Below are 23,413 nucleotides of genomic sequence, written 5' to 3'. Positions count from 1 at the left end.
CGACTGCGCCGGAAGTGGGGCGAATTATAGGCCGTTGAAAATCTTAGTCAAGGGCTAATTGAAGACTGCTATATAAAAGAAGGATTTAACTACTATTGCGCACTATATTGCACACAGCCGATAACTTAAGCATGATGCCTGACCTCTAAACTTTCATCGCCCAGGCACACACCGCAATGACAAAGCTCCCTCATAGCCTCGCATCGACGCTATTACCTGTTGGTTTGTTGCTTATCGCCATGGCCTCAATCCAGTCAGGCGCATCACTCGCCAAAAGCATGTTCCCCATTGTCGGTGCTCAAGGCACTACAGCCCTGCGCCTGATATTTGCCAGCATCATCATGTTGCTAATACTGCGTCCTTGGAGAGCCAAGCTCACAGCAAAATCCCTGAAGACCGTGATTGTCTATGGGATAGCACTAGGCGGCATGAACTTCCTCTTCTATATGTCACTGCGCAGCGTCCCATTGGGTATTGCCGTAGCACTGGAATTCACAGGCCCTCTGGCAGTCGCCATTTACTCCTCACGCAGAGCAATCGACTTTGTCTGGATAGCGCTGGCAATTACAGGACTATTACTGCTCATACCTATCGGAGAAAGCGTCCAAGGCATTGATCTTGTCGGAGCAAGTTACGCACTAGGCGCAGGTGTGTGCTGGGCACTGTACATCCTCTTTGGACAAAAAGCCGGAGCAGACAACGGTGTTCAAACCGCGGCCCTGGGCGTGATGATTGCAGCACTTTTTATCGCCCCTATTGGCATAGTCCACGCGGGCAGCGCTTTATTGACACCCAGCCTGATCCCGATCGCCATTGGCGTCGCCATTTTATCGACCGCCCTGCCCTACACGTTAGAGATGATTGCACTGACGCGCATACCTACCCGAACATTCGGCACACTCATGAGTATTGAGCCCGCCTTCGGGGCATTTTCGGGGCTGCTGTTTTTGCATGAAGTTTTATCTTTCACACAATGGATGGCTATTCTCTGCATTATCATGGCTTCCGTAGGCGCAACCATGACGATGCGAGGCCACTCAAAACCCGCCAATACTAATAAATAGCCATTGATTTGACACAGTTCTGGTAATTGACTCTCATTTAGGAGATGTTTGCACTCTGAATGAGTGACTTAAGGCGATTCAGGACAAGGAGATCCAAAGGACCCTATGGATAATCAATCGGCACCCGCACCTTGCAAATTAGACGTAACCGCTTAAGGACAGGAATGAAACGATTTTTGGTAGTTTTGGCCGTGCTCGCTGTATCTGGCTGCGCTGCAACCTCCGAAACAACCGTCAAGCACGGTAAACGAGGCTTGCATATCAACTGCTCTGGATTGTCGTCATCTTGGAACAAGTGCAACGCCGAAGCGGCAAAGTCTTGTGGAGACAAAGGATATCGATTGATTGCCAAATCGGGGGATGGTGCCGAAGAGCCGGGTGACTATCCCTTCGGACTGAACCCTGCTGGTTACACCAGTCGCAGTATGATCATCATCTGCAAGTAGCCCCTCCTATCACGCAACCGACCGGGCCCGCTGCGTGACGGAACGTCCTCAGGCCATGGTTGACAGCGGGGCTGTTCGGGCTTGCAACCACTTCAGAGCCTCACCTTCAAGCAGCGGGCTCAAACGCTCACGAACCTGCGCGTGATACGTATCAAACCATTGCAGCTCTTCACTCGTCAGCAATGACTGCTCCAAGCAGCGCGTATCAATCGGGCACAACGTCAGGGTTTCAAACTTCAAAAACGTTCCAAACTCCGAAGTGCCAGCCTCACGATTCAACACCAAGTTCTCAATTCGCACACCCCAGCGGCCTGACCGGTATGTCCCAGGCTCGATTGAAGTAATCATCCCTGGATGCATCGCGGTATGAGGTGCTACCGCAGCCTGGTATGCAATAACCTGCGGCCCTTCGTGCACATTTAGAAAATACCCCACGCCGTGCCCTGTCCCGTGCCCGTAATCAACACTCTCAGCCCAAATAGGCGCACGAGCAATTGAGTCCAGCAAAGGCGATAAAATACCTTTGGGAAACTGCGCTCTGGACAACGCAATCACACCTTTAAGCACACGGGTGCAGTCACGCTTTTGCTCATGTGTTGGAGTGCCGATAGGAACCATGCGCGTGATGTCAGTCGTACCACCCAGATACTGACCGCCGGAATCAATAAGCAATAATCCATCACCCTCGATCACAGCATGTTCTTGCTTGGTTGCGTGGTAATGCGGCATCGCACCATTGGCATTAAAAGCCGCGATGGTGTTAAAACTCAGCGATACAAAACCTGGGCGACGAGCACGAGCAGCGGTCAACTGCTCATCAATGGTCAGTTCCGTGACGCGCTCTCGCCCCAAGACTGATTCCAACCAAGCAAAGAACTCGCAGAGAGCCGCACCATCCTGCTCCATGGCTTGGCGGATATGAAATACGTCATCAAGACTTTTTTGCGACTTCGCCAGCGTTGTTGGGTTCAAGCCTTCAACAAACGTTACTTCAGGGCTCAAGTGATTGAGCAAGCCACACGTTACACGCGCAGGATCAATCAGAAGCCGAGTGTTTACAGACAAAGAAGCCAGCGCAGGATTGATCTCAGCGTAATCTCGCAACTTGACGCCATCATGCAGGAGCCTCTCTTGCAACTCAGGACTGACTTTGTTCACGTCAACAAACAAAGTGGCTTGCTCAGACTCAATCAAGGCAAATGAAACAAATACTGGGTTAAAAGAGACATCCGAGCCGCGCAGGTTAAACAACCAAGCAATGTCGTCTAGGGTAGCGATGAAATGCGCATCGGCGTTGCGCTGCTTGAGCGTTTCGCGCAATTTTGCAAATTTTTCTACACGGCTCACTGTCGCCTGCGGTGGTAAATGCTCATAGACCGGTTGGGTCGGAAGCACAGGACGATCTACCCACACCAGATTCAACACGTCGATATCCGTGCGCAAAATGGCACCGCGCTCTTTAAGCTTGCTCTCCAGAGTGCGAGCAGAAGCCAACGCAAAGACAGCACCATCAACAGAAACAGTCGCTCCGACAGGCGACTGTTCAGCCAGCCAATCCAGAGGACCTGGCTGACCGGGCTGCAACTTAACCAATTCAATGGTGCTATCGGCGAGTTCTTTGTCAGCCTGTTCCCAGTAACGGCTATCAGCCCATACACCTGCAAAGGTGGGCGTCACAATCAACGTGCCCACTGAACCATGGAAACCCGATAGCCATTGCCGGCCCTGCCAATAAGCAGGCAAGTATTCTGAGAGATGGGGATCGGCCGATGGAACCAACAACGCATAGATACCGTTCTGCTCCATCAATGCGCGGGTGCGCGCCAAGCGCTGCACCACCGATTCTTGATTCAACGACTGACTGCTCATCCTCTCTCCTGCTGGTCACGGTAATTTATTCTTCGTGACGGATGATGGATCACCCATCAAGACTGGGCAACTGCCCAAAAAGGTGCAGGCGCAGCGACTGCGCCCTTAATAGCGCTTGCCGCAGCATCTATATCCTCCTCACGGGTAAAACGCCCAAGACTCAGGCGGATGGTTCGACCCGCTTTTTCCGCATCATGACCTAATGCCAGCAACACATGCGAAGGCGCCTTGCTCGCGGAGTTACACGCAGAAGTGGCCGAATATGCCAGAACCGAGCTCAACGCCGAACTGTTGAAATGCCCCTCTGTGAACGTGAGGCTCAACGTATGAGGAATTCTATGTGTCGGACAACCATTACACTGCAACCCCGGCACATCAGCCAACTGCTTAAGCAAACGCTGGCGCAACCCCTGAATGTGCGCCAACTCCTGATCAAATGACTGACTAGCAATGGCAAAAGCAGCTCCCATGCCTGCAATCTGGTGAGTAGCCAACGTACCGGAGCGCAATCCGGATTCATGTCCGCCACCATGAATCTGCGCCTGCAAACGATCCCGTGCACGCGGTCCTACATACAAAGCGCCAATTCCTTTGGGGCCGTAAATCTTGTGCCCCGAGAAGGACATAAGGTCCACTGCCCACTCCGCCAGATCGATAGCCACCTTACCCGCACCTTGCGCCGCATCCACATGAAACAATGCGCCGTGCTCGCGCACCACGCGGCCGATACCTGGGATGTCATTCACCGTCCCAAGTTCATTATTGACCAGCATCAGCGATACCAGCAGCGTGTCCTCGCGCAAGGCCGCACTGACTTTTGCAGCACTCACAAGCCCATCTTTGTCCGGCGCTAGAAACGTCACATCAAAGCCTGATTGCTGCAGAAAATACGCAGTGTCCAGTACCGCCTTGTGCTCGATTTGACTGGTGATGATGTGCCCACGTGACTCACGACTGGCTTGAGCAACGCCTTTCAACGCCAGGTTATTGGACTCGGTTGCCCCTGAGGTCCAGATAATTTGCTCCGCACTGGCATTGATCAACTGCGCAACCTGCTCACGCGCCAGTTCTACCGACTGTCGGGCCTGCTGACCAAATGCATGGGAGCCCGAAGCTGGGTTACCAAAATTACCTTCAAACCCCAAGCAATCGACCATCACCTGAATGACGCGATCGTCCACAGGCGTGGTAGCGGCGTAATCGAAATAAAGAGGTCGTTTATTCATTGTGCAAACCCACTGAGCGAGTTCCGGAATCAGGCATTGCTTGATAGCAGAAGAGTGAAGCCACATGAAAAGGTGGCGATTAGAAATAACCGATTGATCAGGCAGGCAAAAGGGGCGGCGTCAAGAAAAGACGTAGGAACGTTCCCAAATTCGGCCAATCGCAAATCCATAGCCTTATGAAGCGCTAAAAGTAGGGTCTTGCGCAAGTCTGATATGCCATAAGGATATATAAATATGGAATTACGTTAGTTTACGGAATAAACAAATCCCCTTATAAAGTCCCCTTCGGCTTTCCTTTTGTGGGCAGAGCCCCCCGATATAAAGGAGCTGTCAATTGCAGCTGTTAACCTTACCCGCCACTCCGGCGCTTGCGACCTCAATTAGGGCCACGGCCCAAGTGTTTGAAGATCCTGTGTCCAAGGCGTTGCTAACACACCTGCAACAAATAGCGCCCAGCGACGCCAGCGTTTTAATCATTGGCGAAACGGGCACCGGAAAGGAGTTGGTCGCTCGACATATTCACCAACTCAGCCATCGTCATAAGCAACCTTTCGTAGCCGTTAACTGCGGAGCATTTGCCGAGTCACTGGTCGAAGCCGAATTGTTCGGTCATGAGAAAGGCGCCTTCACCGGCGCATTAGCAGCCAAGGCCGGCTGGTTTGAAGAGGCAGATGGCGGGACCCTGTTTCTGGATGAAATCGGCGATTTACCGCTCCCCATACAAGTGAAACTGCTGCGCGTTCTGCAAGAACAAGAAGTCGTGAGGCTGGGCTCACGCAAAAGTACACCGATCAATGTTCGCGTACTTGCCGCGACCAACGTAAATCTTGAGCAAGCGATTGACGCCGGGCACTTTCGAGAAGACCTCTATTACCGTCTAAACGTTGTCAGCCTCGTGCTGCGTCCCTTGCGCGAGCGACCAGGAGACATCCTACCGCTGGCCAGACATTTTCTTCACACCTATCGCCAACGCCTGCAACACGGGCCAACAGCACTGAGCGCTTGCGCAGAAGAAGTGCTCAAGCAACACCCATGGCAGGGCAACATTCGCGAACTGGAAAACGTCGTGCATCACAGCCTGTTGCTGTGCCGCAATCAGACCATCACCGTGCAAGACCTGCGTCTGTCGCAGACACGCATCAGACGTCAAGACGTACCGGAGCGCTCACACTCTCACTCGCAAGACAGCACTCAGGACCTGCTGCAACGTGCGTTTCGAAAACTGTTCGAGGAAGAACCGGGCGCGCTGCATGAAACAGTCGAAGATAGCCTTTTGAGAGCGGCCTACGAGTTTTGTCATTACAACCAGGTACACACGGCCAAACTCCTTGGCCTGAGCCGAAACGTCACGCGTACACGTCTGATTAAACTCGGAGCACTGTCCGTCAATACACGCCGCGCAGAGACAGAATCTTCCTCCCCCTATTTGCAACAATCGCTCTAGTAACAGCAGCAGCGGCCTGAGGACGGCTGCTGCTCGATGCTGTCTCAAACGACCAAAACCTCCTCCAGACAGCCAGCTTACGGGGGCACGTTTGATAGCTTGCTGACTCATTGGCGTGCACCCGACGTTATTACCTGAATTAACCAAAGCAGCAAACGTCCCAACCCGCCAAGCGCTCTATCTCATGGATCAGGAAACCAACGCACTGTCAAAATGAGTTCTTTCCTGTTGACACACTAGCGGCGAGGCAACACTTGCCAGCACTGCATGTGTCTGTCGCCGCTGCTCACTGTTATGGGTAAGATGACGTCCTTCTGCGCATCTGCGCTGTACGTCCTGCCGAAGTAAGCCGACCCCATGCCTTTTGAACTCAGCGTAGATTTGACCACCCTCGCCATACTGGCCGCCGTTGCATTTGTCGCCGGTTTTATCGATGCCATTGCCGGCGGTGGCGGCTTGCTCACCACCCCCGCCCTGCTGACCGCTGGGCTGCCACCGCATCTGGTACTGGGCACCAACAAACTCAGTTCAACCTTTGGTGCAGCCACCGCCAGCTTCACCTTCTACAAGCGCAAGCTGTTTCACCCCCGCGAATGGAAACTGGCCATTTTCGGCACCTTGGCAGGAGGGCTGATTGGCGCCGTTACGGCGCACTACATGCCTGCTGAATGGCTCAACAAAATGTTGCCCGTCATCGTTTTCGGGTGCGGCTTATACCTACTTTTTGGTGGTACCCCGAAAACCCCAATCGACAATGACGCTCCCATCAAGAAAAAATGGCAGCTGCCGCAGGGGTTTGGCCTGGGCTTCTATGATGGTGTGGCAGGGCCAGGAACCGGTGCGTTCTGGACCGTCAGCAGCATGCTGCTTTACCCCATTGACCTCGTGAAAGCCAGCGGCGTGGCCCGCAGCATGAACTTCGTCAGCAACATCGCAGCATTGTCCGTCTTTGTCTTTTCGGGGCACGTGGACTGGATCATCGGCTTGACCATGGGTTTTGCGGTCATGATCGGCGCATTCTTTGGCGCCCGCAGCGCAATCAGCGGCGGGGCCAAATTCATTCGTCCGGTATTTATCACCGTGGTATTGGGGCTGACAGTACGCCTAGCCTGGCAACACTGGTTCGACATGGCCTAAGCGCCGCGCCACATACAGGTCGATGAGATAGCGCGCAATCGAGCGCGACGCTGGCAACGGCGGCAGATTGTGAATGCTGAACCACTGCGCATCTTCAATCTCATCGGCTTGGGGCACGATCTCGCCCCCCGCATATTCCGCATGAAAGCCCAACATCATTGAATGCGGAAACGGCCAGCATTGGCTGCCTACGTACTCAATATTTTTGACATCCACTTGCACTTCTTCGTGCACCTCACGAATCAAGCAGTCTTCAGCCGACTCACCTGGCTCTGCAAAGCCCGCCAGCGTGCTGTAAACACCCGTCACAAAACGTGGCGAGCGTGCCAGCAACACTTCATCGCCCCGGGTAATCAACACAATCATGCTCGGAGAAATACGCGGATAACTGCGCAAGTCGCAAGGCGCACAGTACATCGCGCGCTCCCTCGGCACCTGCGTCATCGCCCGCCCACAGTTACCGCAGAAACGATGCTCACGTGCCCACGTGCCAATTTGCGCGGCGTAGCCCAACACCTTGTACAGGGTGTGATCGCCTTGCAGCATAAACGCCCGCAACCCCTGCCAATGACAACCCTCAACCTGAGCAGTGCCCTCCAGCTCCAGCAGGTACACCGGCTCGCCGTCCAGATGGCCAATGCCGTGCTCGGCGAGTACCGGCAGTTCTTGGCGTTTTAGCCATTCGCGGGGAAACAGCGGACCCTTGTCATCGACTAAAAAACCCTCCGAGCCGCGTACCACTGCCAAGCCACCAGGAAGATCGGTATCGAGTACTGCCGTAGTCCAACGCGAGGTCATCACAACATCCCAGGTCAAGTTGAGGTGCGACGCGGCGACCGCGTCAATCCTTAAATTCAGGCGTTTGTTTACTCATGTGCGCCGCCATTGCCAAGCGCATGTCAGTGGATTGCAGCATGGCCGCATTCCAAGTGGCAACATATTCAAGGCCATCGTCAACGCGATGATCGCGCATGTAACTGATCATCTGTTTAGTACCACCGATCGCAATCGGCGATTTGCTGGCAATTTCACCCGCAATGGCCATAACCCCTTCCAGCAGGCGCTCATGATCACTGTAGACCCGGTTGACCAGGCCAATGCTACGCGCTTCTTCGGCGGCAACCATGCGTCCGGTGTAAGCCAGCTCGCGAAGCATGCCATCCCCAATAATGCGCGGCAAACGTTGCAAAGTACCGACATCGGCCGCCATGCCCATATCGATTTCCTTGATTGAAAACTGCGCATCCTCGGCGGCATAGCGCATGTCACAGGCTGCGATCAGATCAATGGCACCGCCAATGCAGTAACCCTGGATCGCCGCCAAAACCGGCTTTCGGCACTGATCAACTGCATTGAAGGAGGCCTGCATTTGCAAGATTTTGCGCCGCAGCAGACGTGCGTTACGTCCGACATCCTTGCCCAGCTCATTGGCCACTGAAGCCAGTAACATCAGGTCAATGCCTGCCGAAAAGTGCTTGCCTGCACCGCTGATGACCACCACCCGCACGGCATCGGTTTCGTCGACCCACTGAAAAATCTCGATGATCTCAGTCCAGAACGCCGCATTCATCGCATTGACCTTTTCCGGTCGATTGATGATCACGTGGGCGATGCTGTCGTTTAACTCAACCTTAAAAGCCTGGTAGTCGGACATAACCTGAATCCTTTAGAGGGCGCTGCTAGCGGTCAATGAGCGGCCGACTATAACAAGCACCATGCGCCACAGGCAGGCCGCGATAACGCCAAAAACCGGACAAAATGACCTATCAAAACGCCCATCAACGTTTCAGGACGTAACGCTCTATGGCTTGTGCAACACCGTCTTCGAGGTTGCTGCTGGTGACCTGCATCGCCTGCTGGCGCACCTCTTGGCTAGCCTGCCCCATTGCCACCGAAAGCCCTGCACGGTGGAACATCGCAGGATCATTGCCGCCATCACCAATGACCATCGTGCGCTCCAGCGGCACCCCTAAAAGATTCGCCAGCGTGACCAGCGCATCACCTTTGTTCGCCCGAGGGGCCGTCACATCCAGGTAGTGTGCTTGCGAGCGACTGGCCAACGCCTGGTCGTTAAATGCGCGCTGTAACTGATGCTCAAGCTCAGCCAGCAACGATACATTGCGGCAGGTCGCGACAATCTTGTCGACACGCTGCCCATACTGCTCAAAATCCAGTACTACACGAGGGGCGTAACCCAACGAGTTCTGCTCCTGAGCCACCATGGGGCCATGCGGGTCACGCAACAGCCACTCATCGTCGGCAAATACCCACACTTCGACTTCTGAGTGGTGAGCCAGCACTTCCAGGGTTTTGCGCACGGCCTCATACGGCAAGCGATGCGATTGCAAATAACTGCCGTCGGCACTTACCAACACTCCACCATTAAAGGCTGCCGTTGGCAGTTCAATCCCCAACTGCTTGACCTGATCGCGCATACCTCTTGGCGGGCGGCCAGTGGCCAAGGTGAAATGTACACCTATCGCCTGCAACGCCTTCACCGCCGCAAAATTGCGAGGGCTGATGCTGTGATCAGGCATCAGCAAGGTGCCATCCATGTCACACAGGACCAATTCAATCGCGCCTTGCTTCACCGTATTCATCCTATGCTCAGCCACACGCGGCCATCACGAGCCAGCAGGTCTTGGGCCGCCTCGGGTCCGTCTTCTCCGGCTTTGTAGGGATGAACATCCGCGCGCTCGCGCCACGCATCTAGAAATGGCTGCACGCCGCGCCAGCCGTTTTCGATGTTATCGGCCCGCTGAAACAAGGTTTGATCACCCGTCAGGCAGTCATAAATCAGCGTTTCATAGCCCGTTGAGGGCTGCATTTCGAAGAAGTCCTTGTAGGCAAACCCCAGCTCGATATTGGCCATATGCAACCCCGGCCCCGGACGTTTAGCCTGCAGGTCAAACCACATGCCTTCGTTGGGCTGGATCTGGATACGCAGATAGTTGGGTTTTAAACGCTCTACTTCCGTGTCGCGAAATTGCGCATAAGGTGCCGGCTTGAAGCAGATAGCGATTTCAGTGTCACGCGCACTCATGCGCTTGCCGGTGCGCAGATAAAACGGCACGCCGACCCAACGCCAGTTGTCGATCATCACCTTGAGCGCCACAAAGGTCTCGGTCGTGCTGTCAGCGGCCACATTGTTCTCTTCACGGTAACCGGCAACAGGTTTACCGGCTGACTCGCCCGCCGTGTACTGACCACGAACCGAGTTCTTGTGTGCATCTTCCAGCGACCAAGGGCGAATCGCACCAATGACCTTGGCTTTTTCACCACGCACCGCATCGGCGCCAAAAGCAGCGGGGGGCTCCATCGCTACCATCGCCAATAGCTGAAACAGGTGATTGGGCAACATGTCGCGCAAGGCGCCGGTGTGTTCGTAAAAGCTGCCACGGGTCTCGACCCCGACGGTTTCCGCCGCCGTGATCTGTACGTGGTCGATGTAATGATTATTCCAGAAGGATTCGAACAACCCGTTGGAGAACCGGCTCACCAAAATGTTCTGCACGGTTTCTTTGCCCAGATAATGGTCAATCCGGTAAATCTGCTTCTCGCTCATGACACTCAACAGGCATGCGTTCAACGCTTGCGCGGTTTCGATGTCCGAGCCAAAAGGTTTTTCAATCACCACCCGGCGAAACGCATCCGGGGTTTCTTTAAGCAACCCGCTGGCACCTAGCCGCTGCACCACTTCGCTGAAAAAGCGCGGGGCTGTCGCCAAGTAGAACACCGCGTTACCCGAGTTACTGGCGACAATCTTCTGCTCCAGCGCCGAATAGGTCCTGTCGTCGAGAAAGTCGCCCTGTACGTAACTGATGTTCTTCGCCAAGCGGGTCCATAAATCGGCGTTCAAGCCTTGACCATCAGGATGATCGACTTTGCTGGCGGCCTCCGTGCGAATGAAGTCCTCTAGTTTTTTAGCAAAGCCCTCATCACTGATCGCATTGTGGTCAACCCCCACAATACGTAAACCATCGTCCAGCAAACCGTCCCGACTCAAGTTGTACAGCGCCGGCATTAACAAGCGCTTTACCAGATCACCATGAGCCCCAAACAAAAACAGTGTGGTCGGGGGCGCAGGTTTAACGTTGGATTTGCTGGACAGTTCGGTCATTTCTTAGGCGTCTCCACGTGGCCGCCAAAACCAAAGCGCATGGCCGACAACAATTTGTCGCCATACAGGCTTTGCTGGCGTGAGCTGTAGCGGGCAAACAAGGCATTCGACAAAACAGGCACTGGTGTCGATTGCTCCATGGCGGCTTCAATGGTCCAACGGCCTTCACCGCTGTCTGCCACCGCACCCGAGTAACCGTCCAGCGGCGCATCAGTGGCCAGCGCATCGGCAGTCAAGTCCAGCAACCAGGACGAAACCACGCTGCCACGACGCCACACTTCAGCAATATCGCCCAGATTTAAGTCAAAACGTTGTTCTTCAGGCAGGTTTTCACCACCTTTCATTTTCATCAGGTTGAAGCCTTCGGCGTAAGCCTGCATCAAGCCGTACTCAATACCGTTGTGCACCATCTTGACGAAGTGCCCTGCGCCCGCGGGACCCGCATGGATGTAACCGCGCTCTGCGCGATCATCATCAGACACACGGTCCTTGGTGCGAGGAATATTGCCCAGGCCCGGAGCCAATGCAGCGAACAACGGGTCCAAGTGTTTAACCACCTCGGTGTCACCGCCGATCATCATGCAGTAGCCACGCTCCAGGCCCCAAACACCGCCCGATGTGCCGACGTCGACATAACGAATGCCTTTTTCAGCCAGCGCTTTCGAACGACGAATATCGTCTTTATAGAAGGTGTTGCCGCCATCAATGATGATGTCATCGGCGTCGAGCAGTTGGCTCAGGGTGTCGATAGTGTCTTCGGTCGGCGCGCCCGATGGCAGCATGACCCACACAGCGCGAGGCTTGGCCAGGCCAGCAACCAGCGCAGGCAAGTCGACAACGCCCATGGCGCCGTCCTGTTCCAAAGCACTGACAAAGTCGGTATTGCGGTCAAAAACCACGGTTGTATGCCCATTGAGCATCAGACGCCGTGCGATGTTACCGCCCATACGGCCCAATCCAATAATTCCCAACTGCATGTACTGTTGCTCCCAACGACAAATAAATAGGTGTACAGCACCTTAGATCAGCAGTGCTTAAGGTGCTTGGCTCAGGATTAGTCCTAGCGCATGGCGCATAGTTTCGCACAAGCAGTAGGACAGATTCCCGACTGAATACGCTCAGCAGACGGACGAGAGCCTCCAGACTACAAAAAAGTACACATTCACCTGAGTAACACGCCCTGCAAATCGGCCCTTGCTTCACCTGCGACAAAGTTTTCACAACACAATTGTGACAATTAAACGCTTTGTGGCTGCTTTATTTCCAGGCAGCCATCACGTGTTGCGCCGGCTACGGCGGCGCAACCATTCAGTTGTTGTCGTTGGAGAGCGGTATGGGGTTGGTTAAACGCAGTAACACGTCGGCGAAGGGATTCGACTGGGCAGGATTGGGCTGGCTTTTTCTGTTCTTCTGGTACTTTTCCGGCATCACCCAGCTGCTGATACAGCTCACAGGCACCTCCGGTTTCTCAGGTTTTCGCCAAGCGTTTGTAATGAGCGCCCTCTGGCTAGCACCTATGCTGCTATTCCCAGCCAGAACCCGAATCATGGCGGCAGTGATTGGGGTGGTGCTGTGGGCCTGTTCCATGGCCAGCCTTGGCTACTTCTTTATCTACCAACAAGAGTTCTCGCAAAGCGTCATCTTCATCATGTTCGAGTCGAACACCTCTGAAGCCGGCGAGTACATGACTCAATACTTTGCCTGGTGGATGGTCCTGGCGTTCCTTGCCCATACGGCTTTCGCTGTGTTCCTCTGGACCCGCCTGCGCCCGGTGTACCTGCCCCGCGCTCAAGCTTGGACCGCAGCAATGGCGATTCTGATCGCCGTGGTCGGCTACCCGCTGATTAAACAAACCGTTAAACACGACACCTTCGCCTCGGCCCTTGAAAGCTTTGAAAGCCGGGTTGAACCCGCCGTGCCGTGGCAGATGGTAGTCGCCTACCGCCGCTATTTGCAGCAGTTGGACAGCATGCAAGGCATGCTCGCCAGCGCCAGCAAAATCCCGCCCCTGACCAACCTCAAAGATCAAGAAGCTGGCAAGCCCACTACCCTGGTTCTGGTTATCGGTGAGTCCACTAACCGTCAGCGCATGAGCCTCTATGGCTACCCGCGTGAAACCACGCCTAACCTAGACAAATTGCGCGACCAACTGGCCATCTTCGACAACGTCGTCACACCACGTCCGTACACCATCGAAGCCCTGCAACAAGTGCTGACGTTTGCTGACGAAGAGCACCCGGATTTGTACCTCAGCACGCCATCGCTGGTCAGCGTGATGAAACAAGCCGGCTACAAAACCTTCTGGGTCACCAACCAGCAAACCATGACTAAACGCAACACCATGCTCACCACGTTCTCCGAGCAGGCAGACCAGCAGGTTTACCTCAACAACAACCGCAACCAGAACGCTCGCCAATACGACGGCGACGTACTGGCGCCATTCAATAAAATTTTGGCTGACAGCGCGCCACGCAAATTGATCGTGATTCACCTGCTCGGCACTCACATGAGCTACCAGTACCGTTACCCGCCAACTTTTGACACGTTCAAGGACCGCACCGGGGCTCCGGCCGGGCTGACCGATGACCAGGTGCCAACCTACAACAGCTACGACAATGCCGTGCTGTACAACGATTTCGTGGTATCGAGCCTGATCAAGGACTTCGCCAAAACCGACCCTAACGGCTTTCTGCTGTACTTATCTGACCATGGTGAAGACGTGTTCGACTCTGCCGGCCACAACACACTGGGCCGCAACGAAGCCAAGCCGACAGCACCGATGTACACCATTCCATTTATCGCGTGGGCCTCACCCAAGTGGCGCGAAAGCCATACGTGGGATTTCGCCAGCGACTTGGGGCGCCCTTATAGCAGTTCACAGTTCATCCACACGTGGGCAGACCTGGCCGGGTTGAGTGCTAACGAACTGGATGACAAGAAGAGTCTAATCAGTGACCAGTTTGTGGCACGTCCGCAATTGATCGGGGATCCCTACTCGCGCCCGCAAAAAGCCTTGATCGACTTCAGCTTGATCAAACCTAAAGGTGCGGCACCGCAAAAGGTGGTCATTCAGTAAAAACTACTGGTACGCCAAACACGGCCAACTAAAGGAGCGAGATCGCGGTCTTTTAAACAATCAAAAGACCGCGAACACGCTCGCTCCTAGAGGGTCCGCTTTCGCTTAAGTGAACGGGATTGGGCCTGTTACAGGCTCTTATTCCAGAACAGCATGCGTCCGTGTGCTGGATCCAGTTGGCCTTCGCTAAACCCGAACTTGCGATAAGAACTTTGAGCCACCGGGTTGCCTTCAAGTACTTCGAGGGTGATCTTGCAGCAACCTCGCTCGCGGGCAATCGCTTCAACCTTATCCAGCATTTTCTGGCTCAAACCCAGGCCGCGATAGGTATCGACCACTGAAACGTCATGCACATTGATCAACGGCTGGCCGGCAAAGGTTGAAAAGCCTTCAAAGCAGTTAACCAGGCCCGCAGCCTCGCCATTCACAAAAGCCAGTACGCTAAACGCATGTGCACGCTTGGCCAACTCACCAGGGAGCGGCTCCAGTACTTGGGCAGATAACGCTTCACCGCCACCCATTGGGTCTTTAGCGTAATGGTTCAATACGTCTCTCAGTGCTTGGGCATGAACCGGGTCCGTATAGTTTGCTTGCACGATTACAACTTCCGACATTGCGTGTATTCCTCGATGACTCAGGCCATTGTTATTCGTTTGTAACAACTTAGCCTGCTCGAGGTGGCGCAGACAAGTGTTCACCTCAGGTGTGACTCAAAGGATCAATGCTTTGCATCAACAGATCAATTTGAGTCACCAGCACATCAGCGTCTCGATAAATCCGGATATGGCGAAACGGCGCATTGTCCCTGTGGTACTGGCCCGCATCGACAGACGCACCCTCCACCATTTTCTGGCTGATCAACAGCAAATCAAACTCACCAGCTTGCGCGTCCCCCAACCCCGTCAGTGCTTCAAGACTGTGCAAAGGTGCCACTCGGAAATACCCCGCATGATTAAGCGCTCTTTCTACTTTTAGCGCCTGATCAGCATCAGCGTCGGCGATCAATATTCGTAGGGATTTAGTCGGCATAGTGGTTGAACCATCGTCAAAAGTTTTTTGTGAGAACTTTTAAGTGGAACAGCTCGTACGGACACTTAAATGTGTGTGCGCGCGCATATTTCAAGGCCTCGGTTACCTGCCACTCAACGCGCGTCATGGAGCGACTAAATAACGCTGCAAAACCTCGCCAAAATGCTCCATGCAACTATGCAAGGCGTCTACACAGGCGGTAATCAGCCGTGGGTCGGCCTCAATACACGCCGCTTCCAGTTGTTCACAACACGCGATCAACGCACTGGCCTTGACCAACCCCGCCCCGCCTCTGATCCCATGTGCCAATTCAGCCAACCCGCGATAATCATCTCTAGCAAACAAACCCATTAGCCGCACAAGGTCTTGGCTGTTACTGAGTGACAATTCGGTCAATAAATTGTGAACCAGTGCGTCATCTCCTTGGGCCAGTTGCTTGAGGTAGGTCAAATTGATCTCACCCTCATCAACCGAGGACTGATCGGCTTCCGCCCCCGGCTGCGCACTGAGCACGCCAGACGTCAGGCAGCGACTCAAATCCTTAAGGCTGATGGGCTTGAACAGACACTGATCCATCCCAGCCTCTCGGCAACGTTCAACTTCTTCAGGCTGTGCATTGGCCGTAAAACCAAAAATAAGACAGGGTTCAAGCCCTCTTTCCTGCTCTTCGCGCCGCACCTCTCGGGCTAAATCATAGCCGTTCATGACTGGCATATTGCAATCAGTCATGATCACTTCAAAACCGCCAACGCGCCACGCAGCAAGGCCTTGCGCCCCATTTTCGGCATCCGTCACACGATGCCCAAGGTAACTCAACTGCTGAGATAGGAGCATCCGGTTGGCCGGGTAATCATCCACCACCAAAATGTTGAACGAACGCAGTGGGGGCCACGTCTCGGCCTCAGGAGCATCTGGCTCAACAAGGGGCTCAAGACGTGGCACCACGAGCATGATCTCAACGAGCGTTCCCTTGCCCAAATCGCTGCTCAGATGAATCGTGCCCCCCATCATTTCGCAAAGCGCACGGCAAATGACCAACCCCAAGCCTGAGCCGCTGCGCGCCGACTGCGTATTGTTACTGGCCTGTACAAACGGGCTAAACAACCGATGTTGATCCTGATCAGAAATGCCTGTGCCGGTGTCTTGCACTCGAACCTCAATCAACACCTGCTGCTCATCGGGCTGAGGGCGTACGGTTAACACGAGGCGGATCTCGCCCGCATCGGTGAACTTGATGGCATTGCTCAATACGTTGGAGACGATCTGCTTGAAACGCATCGGGTCGATCAACACATCCATATCCGACTCAGATACGTTCAGTTCATACACCAGGCTCAAGCGTTTCTGACGCGCCAGACCATCAAACATGCGTATCACCGCTTCTATCAGCCGCTGCACATTGGCACGCTTTGGGCTCAATGACAGGTGCCCGGACTCGATGCGCGCGATGTCCAGAATATCGCCAATCAAATCCAACAATTCGTGGGCGGCCCCCGAAGCCACTTCAATAGCAAAACGGTCCATCACCCCCGTGTCGGCTTTTTTCATGGCCAGTTCGAGCATGCCAATCACTGCATTCATGGGGGTGCGAATTTCATGGCTCATGGTCGCCAGAAAGGTCGTTTTTGCGCGATTCGCCTCATCGGCACTTTGCTTGGCGAATTGCACCTGCTCCAACAACTGCTGGCGCTTGGCTATGGTCCTGCGCAAATAGGCAATCCAGCCCAGCGCTACCAACAGCAAGACGGCCGCGATGGCAAAGCCTTGAATAATCGCCGTCCGATTGCGTAACCAGTAACTCTCACCATCACGGCTGTGATCGCGCCAGCGATTGGTCAGCACACTCATTTCTTCGGGAGTGATACTGAGTAATGCTTTGTCCAAAATCGCATGCAACTCTGGGGCATCAGGCGCGGTGGCAAAACCAATCTGCGCGGGTTGGGTACCGACGGTACTGGTGATGTGCAACTGTTCATTAAAGCCCCGCGAAATCATGTAGCGCGCGCTGATCAACGCATTAATGGCGCCATCGGCCTTGCCCTGCGCGACCATGCTCATGGCGTCTGCCGCGTTATCCGCTTCAAGCAGGTGAATACCCGGATAATGGAACAACACAAATTCGCGTAACACATTACCCCGTACCAGCACCAACCGCAGACCGGCCATCTCATCCAGTGTGCTGGGGCTGTTGGGGCTGGTGCGGGTCACCAACACAAAGGGGGTCGTCAGGTAAGGCCGGGTAAAACGTAACTGACCTTCGCGATACACGCTGGGGGTAAATGCACCGATGACATCGGCTTTGCCGGTTGTGACCAATCCAATCAAGTCTTGGACTGAGTCGCCTTTCACCGACTCGAATTCGATGCCCGTGCGGGCCCCGATAGCAAACAGCACGTCAGCGCTCACGCCTTTAAACGCGCCTTGCTCGTCAATAAACGATAACGGCAGATATTGATCATTGATCGCCACCCGCACACGCGGATGTTCATCCAGCCAGCGCTGCTCATTGGCGGTCAGCGTGAGCCGCGCATGGCTATCAACCTGCGGCCCCTCCGAACTCCAACGTCGCACAATGGTCATTCGCTCACTGGCCGGAATCACTTCCAGCGCGCTATTGATGATGCGCAACAAGCGAGTGTTATCGCGCGCCAGAGCAAAAGAAAATGGACTGACCTCTATGCGTGAGAAGTCAGCCAATTGCACGTTGTTTAGGTAATTCTTATTAATCAGGTAGTTGGCACTGATGAAGTCACCGAGGTAAGCATCTGCTTGGCCAAACGCCACGGCGCCGATGGCACTCAAGGTTGAGGGGTATAACTGCAACAGGGCCTTAGGGTAAAACGCCCTAACCTGTTGCGGCGGCAAATAGTGATCAAGCATGGCCAGCCGCTTACCCGCCAGGTCTGCGGGCAGTGCCTGTTGATTACCACTGCGAGTCACCAGTGTTGGGGAGTCGTCGGCGTAAGGCTGGGTCAGCACCAGCGTGCGGTCTTGCGCCTCAAAGCCATTGGCACTGCTTAGCAGGTCCAATTCGCCATCTTTGAGCGCAGCCATCGCCCGCGGCCTAGAGCCGTAGCGTTTAACCTCGATATTGACATGCAATAGCTCAGACAGCAGTTGCGCGTAATCCGCTGTCAGCCCTTCGAAATCCTGGCCGTTGGCGGTCATGTCAAAGGGCGCGTAATCGGGGGCAGAAATCCCCAGACGCAACGTGCCATGTTGCTTGAGCCACTGCCAGTCCGGCGCCTCAAGCACAACGTTATAGGCCTCTACATTTGAGCGGCCTAACAACTGCAATGTGGGTATCGCGGGCGCTGCAAACGCGCATGGCAAGCCAAGCACAAACAACAGGAGTAAAAGTCCCCGCTGCACAAGAACGTCCATTTAAATCAAGTTATTGCGTTTGGCAAAATCTGCCAAATACACCACAGACTTCATGTTTAACTTTTCAATTAAACGCGCTTTATACGTACTGATGGTTTTGCTGCTTAAGGTCATGTCCAGAGCAATCTGTTTATTACTCGTCCCTCGGGCAAGTTGCTGCAAAATACTTAACTCGCGCGCAGATAGGCGTTCAATCATTTCCAGATCGGTCAGCGTCGTATCACTATTACGCACTGAACTAATCGCCAGATTGGGGAAGAACGTATAACCGTCCATGATCACTTTGACCGCTCTCTCAAACTCACTGAGGTCTTGGTTTTTAGTCACAAACCCGGCCGCCCCGGCCTTCATGCACCGCTGCGAGAAAAACAACGCCGATTGAGACGTGAGCACCAGAATTCGGCTCGCCAACCCTGACGCCTTGATCCGGCCAATCACATCCAGACCATCCAGCCCTGGCATGGTGATATCCAGCACAATCAGGTCTACCGCATGCTGGCGTGCCAGTTGCACTGTATCAATTCCGTTAGTCGCTTCTGCCACGACGGTGTGCCCCTGGTTTTCGAGGACCATTCGCACAGCCGAACGAATTAAAGCATGATCATCCGCAATCAATACGCTATACATCTGACCTCCAGCCAAACGCCTCACAAACAGGACGCACTCGACACAAACATATTCGAATGAATAGATTGAATTGTAAAATTTCCAAAAAAAACGCCTTAATGAGTGATAAGAAAAGTATAGGATATTTCCCACAAGCTTCTACTGCACCCTGCGCACAATTTAAACGCTGCATGCTGACACCTGATTTAAATCAAGCCGCGAATAATCACTATTCGAATGCAACTCACGAGAAGGGAATCTACTACATAACCTGTAGGATATTTCTCAAACAGATACATGACCGCTCAAGACTGACTACTCCGTCGTACTTGGGCTCCAAAAGGCCTGAACCACGAGCGGCGAGATTGAGATACGCGTGATCAGTGCATCCAGCTCATCGCCATCCACTGAGGTGGCCATCAGTGTGCCTTCAATTTCGACTTCGTCCTGCCCAAAAGCGTGAACATCCAGATCGCTCGCTGGGTAGTTGCTGCGTTCAAGCTCAGCTTCCAGCAATGCCAGTGCCGCTTTTTGCTGATGACGACGGGCAATCACGTACACCATGTACGTGACCTCAGACGAAATCACATCCAGTGGCTGACGATTGATGTTGTTCACGATCGGCCGCAACAACGTATTGGCCGCCAGCACAAACAAGGTGCCGAGCAGTGCTTCGAGAATCAGATCCGCCCCGCAACAGGCGCCCACTGCCGCCGATGCCCACAATGTCGCGGCAGTGTTGAGCCCGCGCACATTGCCCTCTTCACGCATGATGACCCCGGCACCTAAAAAGCCGATCCCAGAGACCACATAAGCTACAACGCGTACCGCCCCGTCTGCCCCTCCCAGCCGGTTGGCCATATCGACAAAAATCGCAGCGCCCACTGCCACCAGCACGTTGGTACGCAAACCCGCAGTGCGCTGGCGGTATTGACGTTCAAAGCCAATCAGCCCGCCCAGAATAAATGCCGAACTAAGGCTGACCAGTGTGTCGACCAGCGAAGCCAGATTGATATTGTCGATGGCTTGCATGCATCACTCCTTGATTCAGAAAACTGCCACGCGCCCGCCTTGTAGGCGCGAGCTTGCATCGCGATCTTTTAAAAGATCACACGCTCGTTCCTACAAAAGACCTCGCTGGGATTAACGCTTTACTGCCAGCCAAACTTGCGAATGTAGTAACCCTTTACCGCTTGGGTCAGCGCCATGTACGCCAGCAAGATGATAGGCAAGAAAACGAAGTACAGCGGCGGCAATGCCTGCAATTTAAAGTAGCCGGCCAATGGGCCCATCGGCAGGAAAATACCCACGGCCATGATCACCCCGGTCATCACCATCAGCGGCATCGCCGCGCGGCTTTGCAGGAACGGGATTTTCGGTGTCCGAATCATGTGCACGATCAAGGTTTGAGTCAGCAACCCCACCACAAACCAGCCGGACTGGAACAAGGTCTGATGCTCAGGGGTATTGGCCTTGAACACGTACCACATCAGGCAAAAGGTCAGAATGTCGAAGACTGAGCTGATCGGCCCAAAGAAAAGCATGAAACGTCCGACATCCGCTGGCTGCCAGCGTTGTGGTTTTTTCAGCATTTCGTCATCGACGTTATCAAACGGAATCGCGATTTGAGACACGTCGTACAGCAGGTTTTGCACCAGCAGGTGCATCGGCAACATGGGCAAGAACGGGATGAACGCACTGGCAACCAATACTGAGAACACGTTGCCGAAGTTAGAACTGGCGGTCATCTTGATGTACTTGAGCATGTTGGCGAAAGTGCGGCGCCCTTCCAGTACGCCCTCCTCCAGCACCATCAGGCTTTTTTCCAGCAGAATGATGTCCGCTGCTTCCTTGGCAATGTCCACCGCGCTGTCAACCGAAATCCCGATGTCAGCGGTGCGCAGTGCCGGGGCATCGTTGATCCCGTCCCCCATAAAGCCCACCACATGGCCATTGGCTTTAAGCAGGCGAACGATGCGTTCTTTGTGCGACGGCGTGAGCTTGGCAAACACGTTGGTGGTTTCAATCGCCACGGCCAACTGAGCATCGGTCATGCGCTCGATGTCGTTACCCATCAGCAAGCCTTGCTGCTCCAGGCCCACTTCGCGGCAAATCTTCGCGGTCACCAGTTCGTTATCACCGGTCAGTACTTTGACTGCCACCCCGTGCTCCGCCAACGCTTTGAGTGCAGGGGCGGTGCTTTCTTTAGGCGGGTCTAAGAATGCGACATAGCCAATCAGCGTCAGTTCTTGTTCGTCTGCCAGGCTATAGGTGTCACGGCCAGGCGCCATTGAGCGCGCGGCTACGGCCACCACCCGCAAACCTTCTTCGTTAAAGGCCGACGTCACTTGGCGAATACGCGCCAGCAATGAGTCACTCAGGGCTTCTTCCAACTCACCGTGGCGCACGTTTTTGCACACCGACAGCACTTCTTCGACCGCGCCTTTACAGATCAACACGTGAGGCTGGTCTTGCTCGGCCACCACCACCGACATGCGGCGACGGTTGAAGTCGAACGGAATTTCATCCACTTTGTTGAACGCTGTGCCCACATTCAATTCGCGATGGACTTCAACGTGTTCCAGCACCGCCACGTCCAGCAGGTTTTTCAGCCCCGTCTGGTAGTAGCTGTTGAGGTAGGCCATTTCCAGCACGTCGTCAGACTCGTGCCCCCAGACATCCACGTGGCGAGCCAAGAAGATTTTGTCTTGGGTCAGGGTCCCGGTTTTGTCCGTGCACAGTACATCCATCGCACCAAAGTTCTGGATTGCGTCCAAACGTTTGACGATGACTTTTTTGCGCGACAGAAAGACTGCGCCTTTGGCCAGGGTCGACGTCACGATCATCGGCAGCATTTCAGGGGTCAGGCCGACAGCAATAGACAGCGCAAACAGCAAGGCTTCAGTCCAGTCGCCCTTCGTGAAACCGTTGATGAACAACACCAACGGCGCCATCACGAACATAAAGCGGATCAGCAACCAACTAACTTTGTTAACCCCGGTCTGAAACGATGTTGGGCCACGATCGGTCGCCCCGACGCGCTGAGCCAACGCCCCGAAATACGTGTTATTGCCAGTGGTCAGCACCACCGCCGTCGCAGCACCGGACACCACGTTGGTGCCCATGAACAGAATATTGTCCAGTTCCAGTGGGTTGCTGGTCTGGCTGTCTGACTGACGCGCAAACTTCTCGACCGGCATCGACTCGCCGGTCATCGCCGCCTGGCTGACAAACAAGTCCTTGGCGCTTAACACGCGGCAATCAGCCGGGATCATGTCACCCGCCGACAGCACAATCAGGTCGCCCGGCACCAACTGTTTGATCGGCAGTTCAATGCGCTGTGCGCCCTTAATTTGCTGGGCCGCGCCAGAAAACCGGCCAAACATCGGTGAGGTTTCGGCACTGAAGTCGCGACGCATCACCGTGGCGGTGTTGCTTACCATCGCCTTGAGCGCATCTGCCGCCTTGTTGGACTTGGCTTCTTGCCAGAAACGCAGCAAGGTCGACAGCACCACCATGGTGCTAATCACCACGGCCGCTTGAATGTCATCGGTGGCCAGCGAAACCGCAGCGAGCAACGTCAGCAGCAAGTTGAACGGATTTTTGTAGCAATGCCACAAGTGCACCCAGCGGCTGAGTGGCTGCTCGTGTTCAACCTCGTTAAGGCCATGCCGCAGGCGCAGCGCATCGGCTTCGGCTTCGCTCAGGCCATCGGTGTGAGTGCTGAGGTTGTCGATCAGGGCCGCGCTTTCAGCGTTGGCCGCCGTCACCAAAGTTTGCGCCAGGGTTGGCGGCACTTCACGGCTGACCGTGGTGTTGGTCAGGCTGTCGAGCAACGCCAAGCGGCGGAAGTGCCGTCCAATGTGGCGAGTGCGCAGAAAACCTGCGAAGAATTCTTTCAGAGTGAGTTTCATGGTGATACTCCTGCGCCGCCTGCGCTCACTCCGTTCAGGGTGACTACGCAGGCGACCTTAATCTCGAACCGTCATTCATGGTTTGAATCTCGGGGAGC

At 54.5% G+C, this 23,413-nt stretch carries 18 protein-coding genes; 5 read left to right on the top strand and 13 right to left on the bottom strand.

Annotated elements, in window-relative coordinates; genetic code table 11:
- The first annotated feature begins 176 nt into the window (after nt 1-176).
- Complete coding sequence (gene rhtA / locus B347_RS0102400) at nt 177-1,064, top strand: threonine/homoserine exporter RhtA (protein ID WP_019408116.1); 888 nt, start codon at nt 177-179, stop codon at nt 1,062-1,064.
- Nucleotides 1,065-1,228: 164 nt separating this feature from the next.
- Nucleotides 1,229-1,510 carry a hypothetical protein gene (locus tag B347_RS0102395; protein ID WP_026013942.1) on the top strand — a complete coding sequence of 94 codons (282 nt, stop codon included), beginning with the start codon at nt 1,229-1,231 and terminating at the stop codon, nt 1,508-1,510.
- Nucleotides 1,511-1,558: 48 nt separating this feature from the next.
- Here B347_RS0102395 and B347_RS0102390 read toward each other — a convergent pair whose 3' ends face one another.
- Both B347_RS0102390 and B347_RS0102385 read right to left on the bottom strand, forming a co-directional pair.
- Entirely contained in the window at nt 1,559-3,379 is a 1,821-nt protein-coding gene (locus B347_RS0102390; protein ID WP_019408114.1) for an aminopeptidase P family protein, read from the bottom strand.
- Between the two features lie 56 nt (nt 3,380-3,435).
- On the bottom strand, nt 3,436-4,605 hold the full coding sequence (locus tag B347_RS0102385; RefSeq protein ID WP_019408113.1) for a cysteine desulfurase family protein: 1,170 nt from the start codon (nt 4,603-4,605) through the stop codon (nt 3,436-3,438).
- Between the two features lie 334 nt (nt 4,606-4,939).
- Here B347_RS0102385 and B347_RS0102380 point away from each other — a divergent pair, with 334 nt between their 5' ends.
- Both B347_RS0102380 and B347_RS0102375 read left to right on the top strand, forming a co-directional pair.
- On the top strand, nt 4,940-6,049 hold the full coding sequence (locus B347_RS0102380) for a sigma-54 interaction domain-containing protein (RefSeq protein ID WP_019408112.1): 1,110 nt from the start codon (nt 4,940-4,942) through the stop codon (nt 6,047-6,049).
- A 357-nt stretch (nt 6,050-6,406) separates the two neighbouring features.
- Nucleotides 6,407-7,186 (top strand): TSUP family transporter, encoded by a 780-nt coding sequence (locus B347_RS0102375; protein WP_019408111.1) that lies wholly within the window; start codon nt 6,407-6,409, stop codon nt 7,184-7,186.
- Here B347_RS0102375 and nudC read toward each other — a convergent pair.
- The 5 genes from nudC to gnd all read right to left on the bottom strand — a co-directional run bounded on the left by nudC (nt 7,154) and on the right by gnd (nt 12,283).
- A complete protein-coding gene (gene nudC, locus B347_RS0102370; RefSeq protein WP_019408110.1) occupies nt 7,154-7,984 on the bottom strand; it encodes an NAD(+) diphosphatase in 831 nt (276 codons plus the stop codon). The genes B347_RS0102375 and nudC overlap by 33 nt on opposite strands.
- Before the next feature lie 43 nt (nt 7,985-8,027).
- Nucleotides 8,028-8,840: a crotonase/enoyl-CoA hydratase family protein gene (locus B347_RS0102365; RefSeq protein WP_019408109.1), complete on the bottom strand. Its 813-nt coding sequence runs from the start codon at nt 8,838-8,840 to the stop codon at nt 8,028-8,030.
- A gap of 124 nt (nt 8,841-8,964) precedes the next feature.
- The gene (locus tag B347_RS0102360; protein WP_019408108.1) at nt 8,965-9,786 is read right to left on the bottom strand and encodes a Cof-type HAD-IIB family hydrolase; all 822 of its coding nucleotides are present in this window, start codon (nt 9,784-9,786) and stop codon (nt 8,965-8,967) included.
- Nucleotides 9,783-11,306: a glucose-6-phosphate dehydrogenase gene (zwf, locus tag B347_RS0102355; RefSeq protein WP_019408107.1), complete on the bottom strand. Its 1,524-nt coding sequence runs from the start codon at nt 11,304-11,306 to the stop codon at nt 9,783-9,785. The genes B347_RS0102360 and zwf overlap by 4 nt, the downstream gene beginning before the upstream one ends.
- Nucleotides 11,303-12,283: a phosphogluconate dehydrogenase (NAD(+)-dependent, decarboxylating) gene (gene gnd, locus B347_RS0102350; protein ID WP_019408106.1), complete on the bottom strand. Its 981-nt coding sequence runs from the start codon at nt 12,281-12,283 to the stop codon at nt 11,303-11,305. The genes zwf and gnd overlap by 4 nt, the downstream gene beginning before the upstream one ends.
- 356 nt (nt 12,284-12,639) lie before the next feature.
- Between gnd and B347_RS0102345 the strand changes: the two genes are divergently transcribed.
- Nucleotides 12,640-14,382 (top strand): phosphoethanolamine transferase CptA, encoded by a 1,743-nt coding sequence (locus B347_RS0102345; RefSeq protein ID WP_019408105.1) that lies wholly within the window; start codon nt 12,640-12,642, stop codon nt 14,380-14,382.
- 128 nt (nt 14,383-14,510) lie between these two features.
- Here B347_RS0102345 and B347_RS0102340 read toward each other — a convergent pair whose 3' ends face one another.
- The 6 genes from B347_RS0102340 to mgtA form a co-directional block, all read right to left on the bottom strand.
- Complete coding sequence (locus tag B347_RS0102340; RefSeq protein WP_019408104.1) at nt 14,511-14,996, bottom strand: GNAT family N-acetyltransferase; 486 nt, start codon at nt 14,994-14,996, stop codon at nt 14,511-14,513.
- Between the two features lie 85 nt (nt 14,997-15,081).
- The gene (locus B347_RS0102335; RefSeq protein ID WP_026013941.1) at nt 15,082-15,411 is read right to left on the bottom strand and encodes a hypothetical protein; all 330 of its coding nucleotides are present in this window, start codon (nt 15,409-15,411) and stop codon (nt 15,082-15,084) included.
- 123 nt (nt 15,412-15,534) lie between these two features.
- Nucleotides 15,535-18,795: a transporter substrate-binding domain-containing protein gene (locus B347_RS0102330; protein WP_019408102.1), complete on the bottom strand. Its 3,261-nt coding sequence runs from the start codon at nt 18,793-18,795 to the stop codon at nt 15,535-15,537.
- On the bottom strand, nt 18,796-19,422 hold the full coding sequence (locus B347_RS0102325) for a response regulator transcription factor (protein ID WP_019408101.1): 627 nt from the start codon (nt 19,420-19,422) through the stop codon (nt 18,796-18,798).
- A gap of 294 nt (nt 19,423-19,716) precedes the next feature.
- Complete coding sequence (locus B347_RS0102320) at nt 19,717-20,433, bottom strand: MgtC/SapB family protein (RefSeq protein WP_019408100.1); 717 nt, start codon at nt 20,431-20,433, stop codon at nt 19,717-19,719.
- A gap of 119 nt (nt 20,434-20,552) precedes the next feature.
- Entirely contained in the window at nt 20,553-23,315 is a 2,763-nt protein-coding gene (mgtA, locus tag B347_RS0102315) for a magnesium-translocating P-type ATPase (RefSeq protein WP_019408099.1), read from the bottom strand.
- Between the last annotated feature and the right edge of the window lie 98 nt (nt 23,316-23,413).

Source organism: Pseudomonas psychrophila HA-4 (assembly GCF_000282975.1).
Taxonomy (GTDB): Bacteria; Pseudomonadota; Gammaproteobacteria; order Pseudomonadales; family Pseudomonadaceae; genus Aquipseudomonas; species Aquipseudomonas psychrophila_A.
This window is presented reverse-complemented; position numbering and strand designations above follow the sequence as displayed.

Excerpts from the sequence above, each read along its gene's own strand:
- rhtA (WP_019408116.1), top strand. The coding sequence starts at position 177 with ATGACAAAGCTCCCTCATAGCCTCGCATCGACGCTATTACCTGTTGGT.
- B347_RS0102395 (WP_026013942.1), top strand. The coding sequence starts at position 1,229 with ATGAAACGATTTTTGGTAGTTTTGGCCGTGCTCGCTGTATCTGGCTGC.
- B347_RS0102390 (WP_019408114.1), bottom strand. The coding sequence starts at position 3,379 with ATGAGCAGTCAGTCGTTGAATCAAGAATCGGTGGTGCAGCGCTTGGCG.
- B347_RS0102385 (WP_019408113.1), bottom strand. The coding sequence starts at position 4,605 with ATGAATAAACGACCTCTTTATTTCGATTACGCCGCTACCACGCCTGTG.
- B347_RS0102375 (WP_019408111.1), top strand. The coding sequence starts at position 6,407 with ATGCCTTTTGAACTCAGCGTAGATTTGACCACCCTCGCCATACTGGCC.
- nudC (WP_019408110.1), bottom strand. The coding sequence starts at position 7,984 with ATGACCTCGCGTTGGACTACGGCAGTACTCGATACCGATCTTCCTGGT.
- B347_RS0102365 (WP_019408109.1), bottom strand. The coding sequence starts at position 8,840 with ATGTCCGACTACCAGGCTTTTAAGGTTGAGTTAAACGACAGCATCGCC.
- B347_RS0102360 (WP_019408108.1), bottom strand. The coding sequence starts at position 9,786 with ATGAATACGGTGAAGCAAGGCGCGATTGAATTGGTCCTGTGTGACATG.
- zwf (WP_019408107.1), bottom strand. The coding sequence starts at position 11,306 with ATGACCGAACTGTCCAGCAAATCCAACGTTAAACCTGCGCCCCCGACC.
- gnd (WP_019408106.1), bottom strand. The coding sequence starts at position 12,283 with ATGCAGTTGGGAATTATTGGATTGGGCCGTATGGGCGGTAACATCGCA.
- B347_RS0102345 (WP_019408105.1), top strand. The coding sequence starts at position 12,640 with ATGGGGTTGGTTAAACGCAGTAACACGTCGGCGAAGGGATTCGACTGG.
- B347_RS0102340 (WP_019408104.1), bottom strand. The coding sequence starts at position 14,996 with ATGTCGGAAGTTGTAATCGTGCAAGCAAACTATACGGACCCGGTTCAT.
- B347_RS0102335 (WP_026013941.1), bottom strand. The coding sequence starts at position 15,411 with ATGCCGACTAAATCCCTACGAATATTGATCGCCGACGCTGATGCTGAT.
- B347_RS0102330 (WP_019408102.1), bottom strand. The coding sequence starts at position 18,795 with ATGGACGTTCTTGTGCAGCGGGGACTTTTACTCCTGTTGTTTGTGCTT.
- B347_RS0102325 (WP_019408101.1), bottom strand. The coding sequence starts at position 19,422 with ATGTATAGCGTATTGATTGCGGATGATCATGCTTTAATTCGTTCGGCT.
- B347_RS0102320 (WP_019408100.1), bottom strand. The coding sequence starts at position 20,433 with ATGCAAGCCATCGACAATATCAATCTGGCTTCGCTGGTCGACACACTG.
- mgtA (WP_019408099.1), bottom strand. The coding sequence starts at position 23,315 with ATGAAACTCACTCTGAAAGAATTCTTCGCAGGTTTTCTGCGCACTCGC.